General features: G+C 34.7%; 15 protein-coding genes. 7 read left to right on the top strand and 8 right to left on the bottom strand.

The annotated features are described in order from the left end of the window. Positions 1 to 1,054: 1,054 nt before the first annotated feature. The 5 genes from BC748_RS00980 (at position 1,055) to BC748_RS00960 (ending at position 11,355) form a co-directional block, all read left to right on the top strand. On the top strand, positions 1,055 to 2,761 hold the full coding sequence (locus tag BC748_RS00980; protein WP_133531599.1) for a helix-turn-helix domain-containing protein: 1,707 nt from the start codon (positions 1,055 to 1,057) through the stop codon (positions 2,759 to 2,761). 390 nt (positions 2,762 to 3,151) lie between these two features. Further along, entirely contained in the window at positions 3,152 to 4,345 is a 1,194-nt protein-coding gene (locus BC748_RS00975; RefSeq protein ID WP_133531598.1) for a hypothetical protein, read from the top strand. Positions 4,346 to 4,364: 19 nt separating this feature from the next. Continuing rightward, complete coding sequence (locus BC748_RS00970; RefSeq protein ID WP_162846381.1) at positions 4,365 to 5,378, top strand: T9SS type A sorting domain-containing protein; 1,014 nt, start codon at positions 4,365 to 4,367, stop codon at positions 5,376 to 5,378. A 366-nt stretch (positions 5,379 to 5,744) separates the two neighbouring features. Then, the gene (locus BC748_RS00965) at positions 5,745 to 10,421 is read left to right on the top strand and encodes an RCC1 domain-containing protein (protein ID WP_133531596.1); all 4,677 of its coding nucleotides are present in this window, start codon (positions 5,745 to 5,747) and stop codon (positions 10,419 to 10,421) included. A gap of 199 nt (positions 10,422 to 10,620) precedes the next feature. After that, on the top strand, positions 10,621 to 11,355 hold the full coding sequence (locus BC748_RS00960) for a M949_RS01915 family surface polysaccharide biosynthesis protein (protein ID WP_133531595.1): 735 nt from the start codon (positions 10,621 to 10,623) through the stop codon (positions 11,353 to 11,355). A 63-nt stretch (positions 11,356 to 11,418) separates the two neighbouring features. Here BC748_RS00960 and BC748_RS00955 read toward each other — a convergent pair whose 3' ends face one another. The 3 genes from BC748_RS00955 to BC748_RS00945 form a co-directional block, all read right to left on the bottom strand. Continuing rightward, entirely contained in the window at positions 11,419 to 12,876 is a 1,458-nt protein-coding gene (locus tag BC748_RS00955) for an MATE family efflux transporter (protein ID WP_342772690.1), read from the bottom strand. A gap of 63 nt (positions 12,877 to 12,939) precedes the next feature. After that, positions 12,940 to 13,461, bottom strand: a complete 522-nt coding sequence (locus BC748_RS00950; RefSeq protein ID WP_133531594.1) for an NUDIX hydrolase — start codon at positions 13,459 to 13,461, stop codon at positions 12,940 to 12,942. A gap of 137 nt (positions 13,462 to 13,598) precedes the next feature. Beyond that, positions 13,599 to 14,642, bottom strand: a complete 1,044-nt coding sequence (locus BC748_RS00945) for a GMP reductase (RefSeq protein ID WP_133531593.1) — start codon at positions 14,640 to 14,642, stop codon at positions 13,599 to 13,601. 146 nt (positions 14,643 to 14,788) lie between these two features. Between BC748_RS00945 and BC748_RS00940 the strand changes: the two genes are divergently transcribed. Further along, positions 14,789 to 15,364, top strand: a complete 576-nt coding sequence (locus BC748_RS00940) for a pentapeptide repeat-containing protein (RefSeq protein ID WP_133531592.1) — start codon at positions 14,789 to 14,791, stop codon at positions 15,362 to 15,364. A 51-nt stretch (positions 15,365 to 15,415) separates the two neighbouring features. After that, positions 15,416 to 15,988, top strand: coding sequence for a cytochrome b/b6 domain-containing protein (locus BC748_RS00935; RefSeq protein ID WP_133531591.1), 573 nt, complete (start codon positions 15,416 to 15,418; stop codon positions 15,986 to 15,988). Between the two features lie 67 nt (positions 15,989 to 16,055). Here the strand turns inward: BC748_RS00935 and BC748_RS14330 are convergent, their stop codons facing one another. The 5 genes from BC748_RS14330 to glyA form a co-directional block, all read right to left on the bottom strand. Continuing rightward, entirely contained in the window at positions 16,056 to 16,178 is a 123-nt protein-coding gene (locus BC748_RS14330) for a hypothetical protein (RefSeq protein ID WP_281275061.1), read from the bottom strand. Between the two features lie 6 nt (positions 16,179 to 16,184). Continuing rightward, the gene (locus BC748_RS00930; RefSeq protein WP_133531590.1) at positions 16,185 to 16,859 is read right to left on the bottom strand and encodes an ABC transporter ATP-binding protein; all 675 of its coding nucleotides are present in this window, start codon (positions 16,857 to 16,859) and stop codon (positions 16,185 to 16,187) included. A 29-nt stretch (positions 16,860 to 16,888) separates the two neighbouring features. Further along, on the bottom strand, positions 16,889 to 18,145 hold the full coding sequence (locus BC748_RS00925) for an ABC transporter permease (RefSeq protein ID WP_133531589.1): 1,257 nt from the start codon (positions 18,143 to 18,145) through the stop codon (positions 16,889 to 16,891). Then, positions 18,145 to 19,236, bottom strand: coding sequence for an efflux RND transporter periplasmic adaptor subunit (locus tag BC748_RS00920; protein WP_133531588.1), 1,092 nt, complete (start codon positions 19,234 to 19,236; stop codon positions 18,145 to 18,147). Before BC748_RS00920 ends, BC748_RS00925 begins: the two co-directional genes overlap by 1 nt. Positions 19,237 to 19,356: 120 nt before the next feature. Continuing rightward, the gene (gene glyA, locus BC748_RS00915; protein ID WP_133531587.1) at positions 19,357 to 20,631 is read right to left on the bottom strand and encodes a serine hydroxymethyltransferase; all 1,275 of its coding nucleotides are present in this window, start codon (positions 20,629 to 20,631) and stop codon (positions 19,357 to 19,359) included. Positions 20,632 to 20,701 lie beyond the last annotated feature (70 nt).

Raw genomic sequence — 20,701 nt, 5'->3', positions numbered from 1 at the left:
TTTTAATTCAAAAACTGGCGTTTATGAATTGTATTGTGAAACTATGTTTAAAATATCCTTCTAAGCGTTCTCGATATTATTTTCTAATTCAAAAACTGGCGTTTTTGAAATAGAAAATCACTCGAACTGACGAGTGTGGAAAAAAGGATATCATCCTCAGAGCGTCACTTCGAGTGATTTTACGTAATACAATGGAGTAAAATTTTATCGAGAAGTTTTTCCTTCTAAAGGTTCTCGATATTATTTTCTAATTCAAAAAACTGGTGTTTTTGAATTAGAAAATCACTCGAACTGACGATGGTAGAAAAAGGGAAATTATCCTGAGAACGTCACTTCGAGTGATTTTACTGAATGCATTGGCGTAAAATTTTATCGAGAAGCAATTATAAAAAAATATCCTTCTAAGGGTTCTCGATACAATTTTCTGTTTCTAAAACTACCGTTTTAAAAACAGAAAATCACTCGAACTGACGAGTGTGGAAAAAAGGAAATCATCCTCAGAAAGTCACTTCGAGTGAATTTACTGAATGTAGTGGAGTAAAATTGTATTGAGAAGCAATTATAAAAAAATATCCTTCTAAGGGTTCTCGATACAATTTTCTGTTTCTAAAACTACCGTTTTAAAAACAGAAAATCACTCGAACTGACGTATGTAGAAAAAGGGATGCTGTCCTCAGAACGTCACTTCGAGTGATTTTACTGAATGCTGTGGCGTAAAATTGTATAGAGAAGCAATTATAAAAAAATATCCTTCTAAGGGTTCTCGATACAATTTTCTGTTTCTAAAACTACCGTTTTAAAAACAGAAAATCACTCGAACTGACGAGTGTAGAAAAAAGGAAATCATCCACAGAACGTCACTTCGAATGATTTTACTGAATGCAGTGGCGTAAAATTGTATCGAGAAGCAATTACCTCTAATTGAAGTATAGATAAGAATTCAAATTCACTATTTATACGATACATCTCGATTTTTTGAATAATTTTGGCACGATAAATTACTAGTGCTAATCTATAATTTGTATTTAATTAAAAAAACTGCTAGATACTCAAAATGGCCAAACTTATATTTACTGTTATATTATTAGTATCTTACTCTTTAACGGCTGCTCAAGAGCTGAATAACCTAGAAATAAAACAAACACGAAGTATTCAAGAACAACTCATTTCAAATCCAGAAAAAGCATACAGCGAAGCTTTAGAAATTAGTAAATCAAAAAACGAGCTGCTACGTTTTCATGGTAACTATTACGTAGCCAATTACTATTATAATAAGTCAGAATTGATTTATTCAAAAAAATTGCTCCTACAACTTATTGATAGTATTGAAAAAAGTAACCTTCCTAAATCAAGTAAAGCGTATCAAGATTTGCTCGGAATGTGTATCAACAAACTGTTCTATATCCATAAAAATTTAGGCGAATACGATAGGGCATTGTTTTATCTTAATAAGTATAAAACAAGTGTGCCTGATAATCATTTTAACGAACAATATGGTGCCATAAAAGTAGCCATGGGCGATTATGTAGATGGAATTGCTTTGTTAAAGAGAGGATTGCAAACTACGCCACACTTAAAACTCGGTGTGGGAGAAAAAAAGACAATGAACAACAAATTGTTTGCTGATAAATACAATAGTATTGGAGATGCCTATCAAGCCTATTATTTACAATCAAAAAAAACAATTTTCTTAGATTCTGCCAATTACTATTTCAATGCTGCGGCAGCACTAATGCTGAAGGATAATTTTTATCCTGAGTATACCAATGCATTATTGCGCATGCGGTTAGCAAAAAGTGCAGCCTTAAAAGGAAATTACACTCAATCATTGTCTTTATACAAAGAGCGAAAAAAGTATCCTGTTATTAAAGACAACTTAAGAACACAGCAATTATTTGATTTAGGAATGGGTGATTGTTTCTATCATTTAAAACAATCCGATTCAGCCATTTTCTATTGCAAGAAATATGTTGAAAACTATGAAATAACAAAGGTTTCAAAAGAAAATTTATTGATGGCCTACAACATTATGACCCAGTGTTATAATGAAAAAAAAGATACTAAAAACGCCTACCGTTATGCTAATAAAAGTTTAGAATTAATTCAATCCATAGAAGGGATAAAAAGTAAATCGTTAAACTTTCTTCACAACTATGATCTTTCTATTATAAAAAAAGAATCAAACCAAATTATTGCTTCAAAAAATTACTTCAAAATGTCACTTCTTGGCATTTCTATTATACTGCTACTAGTTAGTATCGGCTTTTATTATTATTACAAACTTCAAAAGGAAAAGCAAATCCGCTTTTTAAAAATTATCGAAAATCTCAAAGAATCAAAAACTACTGATACGCACAACCTACATTCAAATAGCACCGAAGAACTTCCAAAACAACTCATTGATGAGGAACTTATTGAAAAAATTGCTATCGGTTTAAAAAAGTTAGAGCAAAAAGAAGCCTTTCTAAATCCGAACTTCAAGTTAGCCTTTGTAGCTAAAAAAGTAAACACGAATACAGCCTATTTGTCACAATATTTCAATCAAACGATTCAAAAAACCTTTTCGGAATATACCCAAGAATTGCGAGTTCAATATGTATTGCAAAAGCTCAATGATGCGCCCTATTTTCGTAAATATACCTTGCAAGCCATTGCAGAAGAAGTAGGTTATAAAGATGCCAAAACCTTTGTTCGGGTATTTAAAAAGCAAACGGGTATTTCTCCCAATTATTATATTGAAAAATTGGAAAACACCAATTAAGTAATTAAAAACCAATATAATAAGCTCTTCTTTTAACTAGATTTTTTATAAATAGTCCAATACATAAATTGGTCTAGTGCTTCGTATCGTATAGTTTTGGTGAGGATTTAATCAAGTTCAAAAATCAAATTCAAAAATCAAGTTCAATATCAAAATTCGAAATAAAACGTTAATCAACTATACTAAAACGTTTTTATTCCAAAACGCAACGTTCATACATTCATCAAAAATACATCTACTAATTTATGTACTATTGCTGTCAAATTTCCAATAGGGCTCTTAATAACTTTTCGAATTCTAAATAAAATAGCGTTGCTATTAGTTATGTGTTTGCAATCCGAAAAATAAATATCAATTAAAATTTTAAACTAAATCAATTAAAAACATTTTATGAAAAAACAATTATTTTTTATTGCAATTGCAAGTTTATTTACCTCAATGGCATCAGCTGCCGATTTATATGTGAGAGATTTAGGTGCTGGTGGTTCTTATTCAACAATTAGTGCGGCTATTACAGCTGCTGCTGATGGCGACCGTATTATCATCAGACCAAAAGCAGGAAGTCTTCCTTTCATTGAAAATTTAACAATTGACAAATCATTATCATTTGTTTCTGAAATCAATTTCTCAAAATATATTTTACAAGGAACAATAACAGTAACACCAGCTGCAGGAAGAGTAGTTTCAATTCATAATTTACAAATATCAGGAACTAATACTATATCCGTTTCAGCAGATACAACTGGAGGAAGAACCACACTTAATTTATTAAATTCGATAACTTCAGCTGTAAATGCTGGTGTAGCCAATACGACTTTAAATATGTCTGGATGTACTGGTACAGTAATAACAATGACTCATGGAAGGGTTACTGGAAATAAGGTAACATTTATTACCATCAATACGCCAACAATTGATACCGATCCTTCTACTGATGATATTGAAATAATTGCTAATGCTATTTCAGGAACGGGTAGCGCCATCTTCTTAAGTCAGAAGAATTATAATTTTAGGATATTGAATAATTTTATTGGAACTGGTTTTATGATTATCAGTACCGTGAAAAATGATAGTACAAATGAAATTATTAATAACGTTATATCTTCTACCAATACTTCAAATGCTGCTAATAATAGTATTCAAGTAAGCTCACCTGCAGGATTTACTGGTCTTGTTTCAATATTAAACAATGTCTTTTATTATATAGGACCAACTTTTGGTAGTTACTATCCTGTAACTGCAAGTGGCGTGAGCTGTTATGTGTATTACAACCTTTCTAATTATTCAGTTACAATGCCTACTATTACTAATTCAGGCAACAACATTGTAGCTACAGTTTCATTAAATTCTACAAATTATACTGTAAATGGATTAACCCCAAATACTGGAAGCCCAGAAGATGATTTTGCTGATATTGACTTAAGCAGAAATGATAGAGGTAACTTTGGTGGTTCTAACAGCTGGACTAATTATTGGCCAACAACTGTTGGAAATAAGCCGCAAGTAAATTATTTGAACACTCCAAGAAGGATTTATACTGGTACAACAGAGATGAATGCAACAGGTTCGGGTTATTCTAAATAATATAATATCTGAATCTAAGATGAAAAAATATATTTATAGTCTATTGGCCGTTATGACAATGAGTTTATCCTCTGCCCAATTGTCATCGTTAAGCCAAGCCGAATATTTTTGGGATGCCGATCCTGGCGAAGGAAACGGAACCGCCATTACAGCAGTAGATGGAAGTTTTAATAGCGTTTTTGAGAAAATAGCTGTTTCTGGGTTAAATGCTCCCAGTATTGGTTTACACAAGTTTAGTGTTAGAATAAAAGATAATTCAGGGGTTTGGGGACCAGTTTTTACTAATGTCATAATTGTGGAGTCTACGACTACTCCAAACCCTATAACACTAACGCAAGCAGAATATTTCTGGGATGCCGATCCCGGTGAAGGAAGTGCCACGCCACTTTTAGCTGTTGATGGTGATTTTAACAGTGCTTTCGAAAAAGTAGCTGTTGCGGGTTTAGGAGCGCCAAGTGTTGGGCTGCATACATTCTCTATCCGAGTGAAAGACAACCAAGGAGTTTGGGGACCAACGTTTACCAATAGTATTACTGTTGAAAGCACTACCACTCCACTACCGGTAAGTCTTACCCAAGCTGAGTATTTCTGGGATGTCGACCCGGGAGAAGGAAGCGCTACACCTCTTTTAGCTTTTGACGGAAATTTTAATACTGCTTTTGAAAAGTTTCTTGGTAATGCTGTTCCAATTGTAAATCCTGTAGGATTGCATAAATTCTGTGTTCGTGTCAAAGACAACCAAGGAACTTGGGGACCAATCTTTACTAATGTAATTTACATTGAATCAGTTTTGGGTGTAAATCCTCATGATATGGCTGATAATTATTATTTTATTCCAAATCCAGCAACTTCAGTTATTCGTTTTAATAAAGACATAAAGAATATAACAATAGTTGATATGAATGGAAGACAAATAGCGGCTTCTATATCAAATAATGAGGTTAACATTGAAGGATTGGCTAAAGGAACTTATATTCTAAAAGTTACTACCCCAGAAGGTAAAACGTTTAATAAAAAAATGATTAAAAGATAATTTTAGTTTTGCTTTTAAAAATCCCAAACGCCAAAATGATGAAGTTTGAGATTTGATTCTGCAATTCATTAACATATTTTGAACTCATCAATTAAAATTTAATAAAAAAAGGAAAAAATTGGACTTCGCCAAAAAACGTTAATTAACAATACCCAAACGTTTTTATTCCAAAACTTAACGTTCATACATTCATCAAAAATACATCTATTAATTTATGTACTATTGTTGTCAAATTTTCAACAAGGCTCTTAATAACTTTTTAAATTCTAAACAAAATAACGTTGTTATTAGTTATATGTTTGCAATCCAAAAAATTAATTATCAATTAAAAAATTTAAACTAAATCAAATCAATTAAAAACACTACATGAAAAAAATCTATTCTTTACTTTTTGCGCTGTGTAGCTTAACCGCCTTTAGTCAATCGTATGACTACACGGTTTACGACACGTCCAACTCTGCCATTGGGACCAATTATATTGGCGACATCAAAACCGATGCTAATGGGTTACTATGGCTTTCCACTACCAACGGTGTGGTTACGTTCAATGGAACTACGTTTACAAAATACAACACGAGCAATTCGGGTATTCCTTCCAACATCATTTTGGAAACAGAAATTGATGGACAAGGAAGAAAATGGATGGCAACTCAAAACAACGGTATAGCGCGTTTAATTGGAACTACTTGGACCAACTTTACCACTGCCAATTCAGGATTGCCTAATAATGCCATTACCTGTATCGCTGTAGATAGTGCTAACAATCTTTGGGCAGCTACGCCATCGGGTCTTACACGTTTTAATGGAACGACTTGGACAACATATAATGCGTTGACTAATATCAATTCTCTTGAAATTGATGCTGCAAATGGAGTTTGGGTAACAAACAACGGTATTTTATATAAATTTAATGGTACTGATTACAACCTAATCGACCAAGGAACACAAGAAATTCTTGATATTGCTAACAATATATTGTATTGTTCTACTGGTGATGGATTATTGACTTATTCTACCGCAGGAACTTTTTTAAATGTTCAGTATCAAAGTAACTCTTGTTTAGCAGGTTATCAATATGATGCTTTAGATGTTAGTAGTACAAATAAAGTTTGGATTGCCTTTAGTGGTAATGGCGTGCAAAACTTTACGGATTGTTTATCCTATACTACTAGCAACGGTTTACCAGACACTTATTTTAATGCTTTGAGAACACAGGCTAATGGTACTATTTGGTTAGGTCATTTGCAATTGGGTTTAATTAAAATGACTCCAAGAGCTTCTTCTTGTGCTGCTCCATCACAACCCTCGTCAAATAACATTACGGCTACAACAGCTACGTTAAATTGGGCTCCAGGAGTTCCTGCTCCTGATAGTTATGTTATTCGATATAACACAACCAACGTGATTGGTGGTTTGCAAGGTGCTACATCTGCTACTTCTTTATCATTAACAAATTTAACGCCAAATACAGATTACTACTGGTGGGTAGCTTCTGTTTGTGGTGAAGAACAATCCAATTGGGTTGAAGGCGGTTACTTTTTTACGCCCCAAATAAGCTGTAATGCGCCAACAGGAACTGCTGTGGCTAACTTAGGATCTACATCATGTTTGGTTTATTGTACAGCACAGACACCAGCACCAAGTGGTGGATATGAAGTTTATATATCTACTACTAATGTTAGTCCAACAGCTACAACAACACCAACACATACTTCTACTACAAACCAAGTTTCTGTTACTAATTTATCACCGGCTACTTCTTATTTCGCATGGATGCGTTCCAATTGTGGTGCTACAAAAAGTACTTGGACTCCAGTAGGTAATTTTGTTACCAATGTAGCTGGTTGTACAACAGCTGGCTTTGGTCTTTTCCCAGATAACACTTTTGCACCAGCTTGTACTGGAGCTAGTGAAACCATAGCACTCAATGCTTATGCTGGAGAATATACTAACGTTAATGTAATCGCTAATAGACAATATACTTTTTCAACTTCTGTTGCAACGGATTATATTACCATAACCAATGAAAACAATGCTATTTTAGCTAGTGGTACAACACCTGTTAGTTGGGCTTCTGGTTCTTTTGCAGGAGTAATTCGTTACTATACCCATTTGAATGCCAATTGCGGTGAACAAAACGCAAACAGAGGTAAATATATTCAATGTACCGTACCAGTAAACTGTGGATTACCAACTAATTTAGTAGTTTCCAACATTACTACTACTACCTGTCAATTAAGTTGGACAGCACCATCACCTGCACCAAGTACAGGATATGAAGTGTATATCTCAACCCTAAATGCTGCTCCAGGTGCAAATACTACACCATCACAAGTAACAAACGCAGTAAGTACAACAATATCAAACGGATTAGTAGCTGGAACTACTTACTACTACTGGGTTCGTTCTAATTGTGGTGCTACAAAAAGTAATTGGGTAGCTGGTGCTAGCTTTACTACAAACTTTACATCAGGCTGTACAACGGCTACTTATAATCAATGGCCAGCTGCTACATTTACCCCAACTTGTGGTATAGGTAGTGAAACTATAGTAACTAATGCTTACGCTGGAGAATATTCTCTAGTAAATGTAATAGCCGATAGACAATATACATTTACAACCTCTGTGACAACTGATTTTATTACCATAACCAATAGCTCCAATGTTATTTTAGCTAGTGGAACAGTACCTTTAGTTTGGAATTCTGGTTCCTTTGCTGGAGTAATTCGTTATTACACTCATTTGAATGCAAACTGTGGTGAACAAAACACTAACCGAGTTAAAGCTGTTCAGTGTGCAACAATTTCTACTAATTGTGGATTACCGACTAACTTGTCCGTTTCAAACATTACTTCAAATTCAATCAGACTAACTTGGACTGCGCCAAATCCTGCTGCAACTTCTTATGACATTTATGTAAACGTTTCAAATACAGCTCCAGTAGCGGCCACTAACGCTACTCAAACAAGTCTTGGTAATGTAGTTCGAACCCTAACTGGTTTAACTTCTTCTATTACTTATTACTATTGGATTCGCTCTAATTGTAATGGAACAAAAAGTGACTGGGTTTCAGGAGGAAGTTTTACTACTATTGCTGCTTTAAACTGTAATGGTGCTTTCTATGGATTGTATCCAGATGCAACCTTTACTCCAGCATGTACAGGAAATACAGAACAAATCAACGCCGATGCTTGGGCAGGTGAATTTACTAATGTAAACATACAATCTAATAAGCAATATACCTTTACTAGTTCTGTTGCTACCGATTATATTACTATAACTAATGCTACAGGAACAACCGTTTTTGCTAGCGGAGTTACTCCAGTAGTTTGGAATTCTGCTTCTAATACAGGTACTATTCGATATCATTTAAACGTTAATGCAAATTGTAGTACACAAGGTTCTTCAAGAACTCGTTCAATTAAATGTGAAAATCCAACATCTTCTTGTAACCCACCAACCAATCTTACTGTTGGTGAAATAGAATCAACCTCGGCTTATATTTACTGGACTGCTCCTACACCTGCACCAGACAGTTATCTTTTTGTCTATAATACTACCAACGAAATTGGAGGTACAGACGGAAGTACTACCCAAACAGGTGAATTAATTGAAGGATTACAACCTAATACAGATTACCACTGGTGGGTTGCCTCAGTATGTGGCAATAATCAAACGGAATGGATATATGGTGGTGTGTTCACTACATTACCATCCACAACGATTTGTTTTGAAAAAGTAGCTGCTGGACGTACGTTTACCTTGGCTATAAAAGAAGATGGTACACTTTGGGCATGGGGAGATAATGAAAATGGACAATTGGGTGATGGTACAACGGTAAGCAAAAACGTTCCAACACAAATAGGAACAGCAACAGATTGGGCTAAAATTTCATGTGGTTCTAACCATGCTGTAGCGATTAAAAACAATGGTACTTTATGGACTTGGGGTGTTAACCTTCAAGGACAATTGGGTGATGGTACTACAACCAGCAAATCTGTACCAACTCAAGTAGGAACAGATACCAACTGGGCAGAAGTAGTTACTAAAAATCGACACAATATTGCTAGAAAAACTAATGGAACCCTGTGGGCATGGGGAAGTAATGCTTTTGCTCAACTAGGTGACGGTTCAACCATCAATCGTTTAATACCTACTCAAATTGGTACGGCTAATAACTGGCAAAGTATTGGTACTGGTACTGCACACGCAATGGCTATAAAAACCAACGGAACTTTATGGACTTGGGGTTTCAACTCCAATGGTCAATTAGGTGATGGTACTATTATCAGTAAAAGTTCGCCTGTTCAAATTGGTACGGCTACCGACTGGAAGAGTGTAACAGGTGGTGCATATCACACAGTTGCAACAAAAACAAATAATTCACTTTGGACTTGGGGAAGAAACAACAACGGTCAATTAGGTTTGAATGACACTACCGACAGAACTACGCCTACACAAGTAGGAACAGCTACCAATTGGGATAAAATTTCATCTGGTGAAGATCATGTGTTAGGTTCTAGAACTTATGGTGCGCTATTTGCTTGGGGATATGACGTCAACGGACAAATTGGAAATGATGAAGCGGCTACAAACATGCTTACTCCTACTTTACTTTTGAATGTGAATTTCTGGCCTGATGTTCAAGCGGGTAATATTCACTCTACGGCTATAGACGATACAGGAAAATTATATACTTGGGGTTCTAACTTCTATGGTCAATTAGGAAATGGTTCGTTTACAGATGATTTCTATATTTTTGGTCCACTACCTTGTCCTGAATCAACATTATCTAATGATGATGTAGTATTGAAAAATTCAGTAAAAGTGTATCCTAACCCAGTAAGTAATTTGTTAAATATCACCTCAGAAGAAACTATTTCTGAAGTGGTTATCTATAATATGCTTGGGCAAATAATGATGACGAAAACGATGAATGATAACCAAGGTACTATCGATGTAGCGAACCTAAAATCGGGAAGTTATTTTGTAAAAATGCAATCGGCTTCGGGTTCACAAACCGTAAAAATTATCAAACAATAAGTAGGTACAACTACTAGAATTTAAAAACTCCAAATGATGTTACATCGTTTGGAGTTTTTTTATGCACTCTATTTGATCGCGAAAAAGGAAAAACGATGGTAATAATTAAACCATTTATTGCTAAAAGAAGAATACTCTTTTGATTATATGAAACTTTTTAACGTAATTTGAGTTGTAAACTTATGGTTATATTTTAAGTATGAGATTGTTACTACAGGTTTCATTATTGCTGTTTTCTTCTTTAGTTTTTAGTCAAAACACTAATTCTAAAGAAAGGTACAGTGGTCTAAAGCCTCATGTTTGGATGAGTATTTGGGACAAGAAAAATTCGAGTAACTCTATTGCTATCGACACTTTACGTTATAACGACATTCCTAAATATCTGGATTTTAAAGGTACAGTAGTTGAAGCTTTGCAGTGGAAAGACCAACTGGGCAGTCATATTTTAATTCAAACGGTTACAGGACATTTTGTTAGAAAAGTTCATGATGACAACCTCTCGAAAGACTATACACTAGAAGACAAATCAGAACTCTACTGCTATCTTTTTACCAAAACTGATACTGACAATGAATTCAAAAGAAAATGGCGTATCTATGATTATAACGACTGTTTTGGTGTAGATTGGTTTACTGGATTTATTCCTAGTGCAACTACCATAACTGATGTTAATAATAATGGCATAGCTGAGGTATGCATTCCTTATGTTCTGATTTGTAGAGGCGGAATGGATCCAGGCGCCATGAAAATCATTTTATATGAAGATACTACAAAATATGTTCTTCGAGGCAGTACTATGCTGATGTGTGACAGTAAAAACCCTTATGGTGGTGAATTTACTGAAAGTGAAAACTTAAAGAACAATAAAACCTTTAGCGCTTTTTTGAAAGCCCATTGGGAAAGAAATAAATGTGAAAATGGAAAGTATTATTAATTCTTCTTTTATCCTCTATTAATCCTTGTAGGATTAAAAACCCTGCGAGAGTTAAATACAAAATTACACCGCTACCGTTTTCCACTTCCCTTTCTTAAAATAATAAAAAGCCAATAACGCTAAAACCGTTTCCGCTGAAGGTATTGCGATAAAAGCACCAAGTGGTCCAAGTTCAAAATAAACCGCCAACAACCAAGCCAACGGAATTTGAATCATCCAAAAACAAATAATATTAATCCAAGTCGGTGTTTTGGTATCGCCAGCACCATTGAGCGCTTGTATCATCACCATTCCGATACCATAGAAAACATACCCAAAACCAATAATCTGCAAAGCCTGACTACCGTATGCTAAAATAATAGCATTGGTTGTGTAAAATCCAATAATAAAGTCGGAGAAAAAGACAAACAACAGGGTTACCAAACTCATAAAAATAACGTTGTACTTAGTAGTAAGCATCACACTTTTTTGGGCTCTTTCGGGTTGTTTGGCTCCAAGGTTCTGCCCTACTAAAGTTGCTGCTGCATTACTCAATCCCCAAGCGGGTAAAATGAAAAACACCACATTGCGAATGGCTATTTGATAACCAGCACTAGCATCAGTACTTCCGGTAATAGAAACTAAATACGTGAGTACTATCCAGCTACCGCTTTGAATAAAAAACTGAAACATGGCTGGTGTTGCAATGCTCAACAACGATGTAATGATTTCAAAATTGGGCTTGAAATACTGTTTGTAAATTTTAATCGTTCGGCTTTTAAAGAAAAGATGATAACATTGGTACAGCACACCAACCGTTCGACCAATAGCCGTAGCAATAGCAGCGCCAACCAATCCAAATTCTGGAAATGGTCCATAGCCATAAATTAACAATGGACACAAAACAATATTAATCAAACTGGCTATCCACAAACTGCGCATCGCCATAGCCGCATCGCCAGCACCACGAAAAACTCCATTGATAAGAAACAATAAAATAATAGCAGGACTACTCGCAAAAATGATTTGGGCAAAAGATGTTCCTTCACTGATTACTTCGGGTTGCGCACCCATCAACGCTAATATGTCTGAGGCAAAATAAACACCTAGCATTGCCACTATTAACGATACTAGAAAAGAAACTAAAATGGCTTGCGCTCCTGACTTAGAAGCTGCTTCAAGATCTTTTTCGCCAACGCGTCGAGCCACAATGGCTGTAGCTCCAACACTCAAACCAATTCCCAAGGTATAAACCAAAGAAATTACAGCTTCGGTCAAACCAACAGTGGCAACGGCTACATCGGCATTAGGTAAATGACCAACAAAATAGATATCCACAATTGCAAAAACAGATTCCAAACTGAGTTCCAATATCATAGGAACAGCAAGCAAAAGGATGGCTACTTTTACATTACCTTGTGTATAATCGTGTTCCTCGCCTTTTATGGATTGCTTAATGAGTTGAAAAACTCGACTGATTTTGGATTGTTCGGTTACCATGATTGTGATAGTTTGTAGTTCAAAAATAGTTTTTTTTTCCAAAACCAAACAGAATTTTAAACTCTACTAGGATTGTGGAAGGTTTTAAACTCAACGAGGGTTAATTCAAACATATCGCTCTTCAATCACCTTTCTAATCGACACAAAACCAATTTTATTTAAATCTATTTCGCTACGTTTTGTCCAAACAAGCTCGTTGATTTCATCCTGAGCAGTTATGGAAACATCATCACTTCCTAAGGCACATTCGTAGAAAATATCCATTGTACGATAAGCTACATTTTTATACATGTAATTATTTGGTTCTGTGATAATATATCGTAAATCATTTGAAGTAATCTCTAAACCTAATTCTTCCTTAATTTCCCGACAAGCAGCTACTTCTGCTGTTTCATTTGGATCAATAAAACCACCTGGTAAGTCGAGTTTTCCTTTATCGGGATTTACATTTCTAACCGTGAAAAGTATTTTATCTTCAAAAGTAAAAACAACAGCTACTGCGGCAGCAATATTATGGTACAAAACAAAATCACAATCAAAACAATGGAACTTGAAGTTGTTGTGGTAAGTGAAATTTTTGCTGGCGCAATTGGGACAGTATTGAAAGAAGTTGGTTTCGGTTGACATAAACACAGATTGCACAGATTAGCACAGATTTTTATAAAAATAATGAATTGTTTTTGCCACAGATTACAAAGATTACAACAGATTACTTTTGGATAATTAAAAATTAATTGGTGAAGATTTGTGAAATTTGTGTTAGTTTACAATTTCCCAAAAACCGTATTTTCCTGTTCCGTTACGCGAATGAAAGTCGTTCTTTTAGTGAGTTCCTTTAATTTGGATGCTCCAACATACGTACAAGTGCTTCGAATTCCACCAAGAATATCGTGAAGTGTTTCAACTACATCGCCTTTGAATGGCACTTGAACTGTCTTTCCTTCGCTGGCTCTGTATTCAGCAACGCCACCGACGTGCTTTTTCATGGCTGTTTCTGAACTCATGCCATAGAACTGTTTGTACTTTTCTCCATTGATTTCTACTAATTTTCCACCGCTTTCTGTATGTCCAGCAAGCATTCCTCCTAACATTACAAAATCAGCTCCAGCTCCAAATGCTTTAGCCACATCGCCAGGAATAGCACAACCACCATCGCTGATGATGTGTCCGCCTAATCCGTGAGCCGCATCAGCACATTCAATAATAGCCGAAAGTTGCGGATATCCAACGCCTGTTTTTACTCTAGTCGTACAAACAGAACCTGGACCAATACCTACTTTTACAATATCTGCACCTTCCAAAAGAAGTTCTTCTACCATTTCACCAGTAACTACATTACCTGCAATGATTACTTTATTTGGGTATTGCTTACGTGCTTGTTTTAAGAAGTTTACAAAATGTTCTGAATAGCCATTAGCTACATCAATACAGATGAATTTCAACTCCGAATGGAGTTCCATAATTTCGGCGAGTTTCTTAAAATCTTGCTTTCCAGTTCCGGTACTAACTGCAATATAATTAACGATTTCTGCTGGCGCTTTTTGAAGAAAACCACTCCATTCTTCCACCGAATAATGTTTGTGAATACAGGAAAACAGTTTTTCTTTGGCTAATTCAATTGCCATTTCGAATGTTCCGACCGTATCCATATTGGCTGCCATAATCGGAACGCCTGTCCAAGTTAATGTACTGTGCTTGAATTTGAATTCGCGTTCCAATGACACTTGCGCTCTACTATTAAGTGTAGAACGTTTTGGTCGAATCATTACATCTTTAAATCCTAGTTTTAGTTCGGTTTCAATTCTCATAAAGCAGTAATTTGAATAACTTCAAATGTATTGTTTTCAAGAGTTATAAATGAAAAAAATTGGTTTTTAAAAAAGAAAAATTATCAACAATTGTTAGTAAGGCTATTGGGATTTAATTTACTAGTTTTACACTCAAAATTTACTTTATGTCTTCAGATTATATAATTGACCAAGAGTTCAAGGATGAGTTTTTTTTAGATGCCGATATTAAATACAAAGAGTTCGAGAACTGTACTTTTCATTATTGTGATTTCACCGATTGTACTTTTCAAACGGTAACTTTTGTAGATTGTAGTTTCTTTGACTGCAATTTTAAAGATACTAAAATCAATTATGTTTCCCTGCGAGGCGTTTGGTTCAATCGATGCAACTTTACAGCGGTAAACTTTGCGATGACAGATCAAGTGATTTTTGAATTTCACTTTAAAGACTGTTTGCTAGATTACGCTCAATTTTATGCTTTGAAATTAAAGAAAATGCAGTTCATCAATTGCAGTATGATAGCCGTTGACTTTATGGGAAGTGATTTAACTGAAGTTCTATTTGATAATTGCAACCTCAGAAGAACGGTTTTTATTGATACCATTCTAAACAAAGCCGATTTTTATACTAGTTATGACTATACCATAGATTTAGAGAAAAACAAAAGCAAGAAAGCAATTTTCTCCTCTGATGGCCTAAAAGGTTTACTGGAGAAATATGATTTAATAATCAAAAATTAAGAAAACTGCTTGTCTTTTTAGTGTAAATTTGATAATTAAAACACCTATTCAATGGAAACACCTAACTACTCCAAAGTCTATCGCATCATGCACTGGTTAATCGCTGTATGCTTTATGCTATTGCTTCTCACTATTTTTCTTCGAATGACATGGATGAATAAAAACAATGTTGGCGACATTATTGAAGAGTTTTTAAGAGAGAAAAAACAAAATTTATCGAGAGATGAGATAATCATTTTAGCCAAAAAAATTAGGAAACCAATGTGGAATTGGCATATTTACTTCGGATATGCATTAGTTGCGCTTTATTCTATTCGATTATTGCTTCCGTTTTTTGGAGAAATGAAATTCAAAAATCCGTTTCAAAAAAATATCGATTCTAAAACGAAATTCCAGTTTGGCGTTTATATCGTGTTTTATGTTTGTGTAGCAGTTTCATTAATCTCTGGATTAATCATTGAACTGGGTCCAAAAAATTTGAAAGAATCGATGGAAAGTATTCACGTTCTGTCAATTTATTACCTATTAGCTTTTATTGTAGTTCATCTTGGCGGTGTTCTGATGGCGGAATTCACCAACAGAAAAGGCATAATTTCTAGCGTGATTAGTGGTGAAAAGAAATAGGTTGGAAAAATATATAACTAAAAAAACCTTCAGAAATCTGAAGGTTTTTTTGTAGTTTTTTTATCAATTAATAAACGAAAATGGCTCTTTCGCTCATAATATCGTTTACTTCATCTGCAATTTCTTCTAAAAATTCGTCATTAGTAGCATTCATCAAAATTCTGTCGATTAAATCAACAATCTTTTCCATTGATAATTAAATAATCCTTCCGTCTTCCATTGTAATTGTTCTTTGTGTTCGTTGGGCAAAATCAGTATCGTGAGTAACAATTAGGAGTGTTTGTTTGTTTTCTTCGGTTAATTTATTGAAGATGTCAAAAACCAAATCGCTATTTTTCTTATCTAAATTTCCTGTTGGCTCATCACCCATTATAATCAAAGGATTATTGATTAACGCTCTTGCAATGGCTACACGTTGCTTTTGTCCGCCACTTAGTTGATTGGGCATTTTTAAAGCTTGGTCTTCCATATCTAAAGTTCTTAAATGTTCCATAGCATTATACTCGATTTCCTTTTCAGATAGTTTTCCGAGTTTCATTCCTGGCAACATGACGTTTTTCAAGACACTATATTCCGCTAATAAGTAATGAAACTGAAATACAAAACCTATTTTTTCGTTTCTAATTTGAGCCAATTCTTTGTCTGGTTTTCCAGTTATTAAATCGTCATGAATAAATAATTCTCCTTCATAATCGGTATCCATCGTAGAAAGTAAATATAACAACGTTGATTTTCCGCAACCTGATTTTCCTACGATTGAAACAAATTCGCCATGATTGATACTCATATCGATTTCCTTCAATACTTGAAATTGTATTGGATCGTAAAAGTATTTGGTTAACTTTTTTGTTTCTAAAACTATGTTGCTCATGTTTGCTTTTTATAAAATTTGGCTAGTTCTCATTTTCCTCTAATAATTTCAACTGGATCAATTTTGCTGGCTTTCATGGCAGGTAAAAGTCCAGCAATACCTGTTGTAATTATCGCAAAAGAAATTCCGATTATATAAAACAAGGGATCATAATTGATGGGATAAGTAGAAATTGTGGGCAAGGATGCGGTATTAAAAGGAATGTTATCAATAATTACAGTAAAAGCAAACCCGAACAGCAATCCAAAAACACCACCAGTCAAACCAATAATCATAGAAAGTGATATGAAAATCCACTTGACATCGCTACCCGAAAATCCAGTTGCTTTTAGAATGGCAATGCTATCCATTTTTTCAAAAATCATCATATTCAAGATGTTGTAAATTCCAAAACCAGCTACTATCAACAGTACAATTCCAACGGCATACGAAATTATACTTCTTACTGAACTTCCAGTTTCAAATTGGGAATTGGCTGTTTGGTAATCGACAGCATCCAACTCAAATTTCTCTTGAAACTCTTTTGCAACCGATGGTGAAGTGGATATATCGAATAGTTTTATTTGAATATCTGTAATGTAATTAGTGGCTTCGCCTAATAATTTTTGCGCAGTTTCTAACGAGGTATAACTACTAGTATCGTCAATTTCAGAAATACCAATTTGAGAAATACCCACAATTTTTAGTGATGCTAAGTTTCCTTTGGCTGTAGTAATCTTAATGATGTCGCCTTTAACCAAGAGCATTTTATCGGCTAAACCTTTTCCGATGATGATACTGTTGTTTTGCTCTAAATCAATAACATTGCCTTCGATAACATAATCGCTTATTTTGAATAGCTTCTCTTCGGCAGTAACATCAATACCACTAATAACTCCTGAAATTTCGATGGTTCCCGAATTAAAAAAAACAGGTGTTGTTATTTTAGAGGCTACATCAATAATGCGTTGATCTTGTTTTAAAAAATGGACAATGGCTTTGCTGTTATAGATGGCTTTACCTCTATCTTTTGGTTTCACTGAGGAAATAAAATGGATATCATTTTTATATTTTTCTGAAAGTGAAATAGGTTGGTTTTCAGAAGGTTTAATCTCGTTATATAAACGGACATGTGGCGTTCGATTGAGCATTAATCCGTCGAGTAAATCGTTCAATCCATTCATAAAACTGACTAAAGCAATAAACATAGCAATTCCAAAAGTTACGCCTACAGCAGCTACAATAGACTGTTTCAATCGAGCTCGAAGCAAGTGGATGGCAATATTTAGAATGAGTTTGAAATTCATTATTTGGGTTTGTAAATGGTTTCGCCAGCGGTTAACCCTTCTAGAATTTCAACGTTTTGATAATCGTTTAATCCAATTTTTACTTGGCGTTTTTCGTCTTCATTTACTAACACAAATTTATCGTCAATCAAATAGCTTTTCGGAATGGTTAATGCGTTTTTTTTGGTTTGAATAATGATGTTGGCTTCGGCAGTTAGATTGGGATATAATTTTGCTGGAGGATTGTCGAAATATGCTTCTATTTTAAAGGTTCGTGAGCGTTCGTCCATGATAGGGTAAATTTTATCTACTTTCGCTTCAAATACTTTGCCTTTATAACTATCTAGCGTAACTACTATTTTTTGTCCTAAAATCACTTTGACCATATCGTTTTCATCTACATCGAGTTCGAGCAGGTATTTATTTTTCTCTCCAATAACAGCTAAAGGCATTTGAGAGGTAATAAGCGTTCCTTCTTTAACAAGAACATCAAATAGTTCTCCGGAAAAAGCGCTTTTTACTTCAAAATCGCTTTGGGATTTTTCACTTATCTTAAGATTATTGCTGTTTCTGTTTTGGTCATTTTTTAATTGTAGTTTCAATTGTGACAATTGTTTTACAGCAGACTCGTAATTGGATTTTGAGTTTTTATAGGTTAGTTCTACCCGTTCGTATTCTACTTCAGAGATTACTTTGTATTGTTTTATGTTTTTATTGCGATTATAAACCGATTGGTCCACTATTAATTTATCTTTTGCCATTTGTACTTTGGTTTCCATTTCAGCAATTTTATCTTGAATGTACCGACTGTTTTCGTTACTTAGTTGATAAGCCAAGCGGGCATTTTCAGTAGTGAGTGATGCTTTATCGCTTTCGATTTGAAATAATGTCTGTCCTTTGGCTATAGTTTGTCCAGGAGTAACCTTTATTTTTTGCAACACACCACTGACTGTAGCATATACGGTATATTGATTTTCGGATTTTATGACACCCGAAGCATAAACACTTTCGGTAATAGATCCAACTGTAGGTTTCATTTCCTCAGTGTCATTTTTAGAACAGGAAACAATCAAAATGGTAATGGAGAAACAAAAGACTTTCGTTAATTTCATTTGAAATGAATTGAGTTGTGTTACTCAAATTTACAACATAAAAAGGTAAATTAAATAGCTTTTGGAATAAAAAAAACCTTCAGAAATCTGAAGGTTTTTTTAATATAGTTTTTATATCAATTAATAGACGAAAATGGCTCTTTCGCTCATCATTTCGTTTACTTCATCTGCAATTTCTTCTAACAATTCATCATTAGTAGCATTCGTCAAAACTCTATCGATTAAATCAACAATCGTTTCCATGTCAGCTTCTACCAATCCACGAGTAGTGATTGCAGGTGTTCCAACACGAATACCTGAAGTTACAAATGGTGATTTATCATCAAATGGCACCATGTTTTTATTTACAGTGATTTCGGCTTTACCTAAAGCGGTTTCTGCATCTTTACCCGAGATATTTTTGTTGCGCAAATCAATCAACATCATGTGGTTGTCTGTTCCACCAGAGATAATATCATAACCTCTTTTTACAAAAGCTGCTGCCATAGCTTTAGCGTTTTTCTGCACTTGCATTTGATAAGCAAAAAACTCATCTGACAATGCTTCGCCAAACGCTACTGCTTTCGCCGCAATAATATGCTCTAATGGTCCACCTTGATTACCAGGAAAAACAGACATATCCAAAACATGCGACATCATTCTGATTTCTCCTTTTGGCGTAGTTAAACCCCAAGGATTTGGGAAATCTTTCCCCATCATAATAATTCCACCTCTCGGTCCACGTAGTGTTTTATGAGTTGTAGTAGTTACGATATGACAATGTGGAATTGGATCGTTCATCAATCCTTTCGCAATTAATCCCGCAGGATGCGAAATATCAGCTAAAAGTAATGCTCCAACACTATCAGCAATTTCACGGAAACGTTTAAAATCCATATCACGTGAATAGGCTGATGCACCAGCAATAATCATTTTAGGTTGTTCCTTAGTTGCTATTTCTTGAATTTTATCATAGTTCAAAACACCTGTTTCTTTTTCCACACCATAAAAACTTGGAGTATATAATTTCCCTGAGAAATTTACGGGAGAACCATGCGTTAAGTGTCCACCGTGAGACAAATCAAATCCTAAGATTTTGTCACCTGGTTTTAAACAAGCGGCAAAAACAGCAGTGTTGGCTTGTGAACCTGAGTGTGGTTGAACGTTTACATATTCGGCACCAAATAATGCTTTGGCTCTATCGATAGCGATTTGCTCAATCACATCTACTACTTCACAGCCACCATAATAGCGTTTACCTGGATAACCTTCGGCATATTTATTTGTTAAAACAGAACCTGCTGCTTCCATCACTTGATCACTCACAAAGTTTTCAGAGGCGATAAGTTCAATTCCGTGAATTTGTCTGTCTTGTTCTTCTAGAATAAGGTCAAAAATTTGTTCGTCGCGTTGCATTTCTAAATATTTCGTTAAATTGAGTTCAAAATTACAAAAATCGTTTGGTAAATTAATAGTAAATGATATA

It is taken from the genome of Flavobacterium dankookense (genome assembly GCF_004362665.1).
Classification (GTDB): domain Bacteria; phylum Bacteroidota; class Bacteroidia; order Flavobacteriales; family Flavobacteriaceae; genus Flavobacterium; species Flavobacterium dankookense.
The sequence above is the reverse complement of the archived record's forward strand: the minus strand, read 5'-3'. Positions and strand labels throughout refer to the sequence as shown.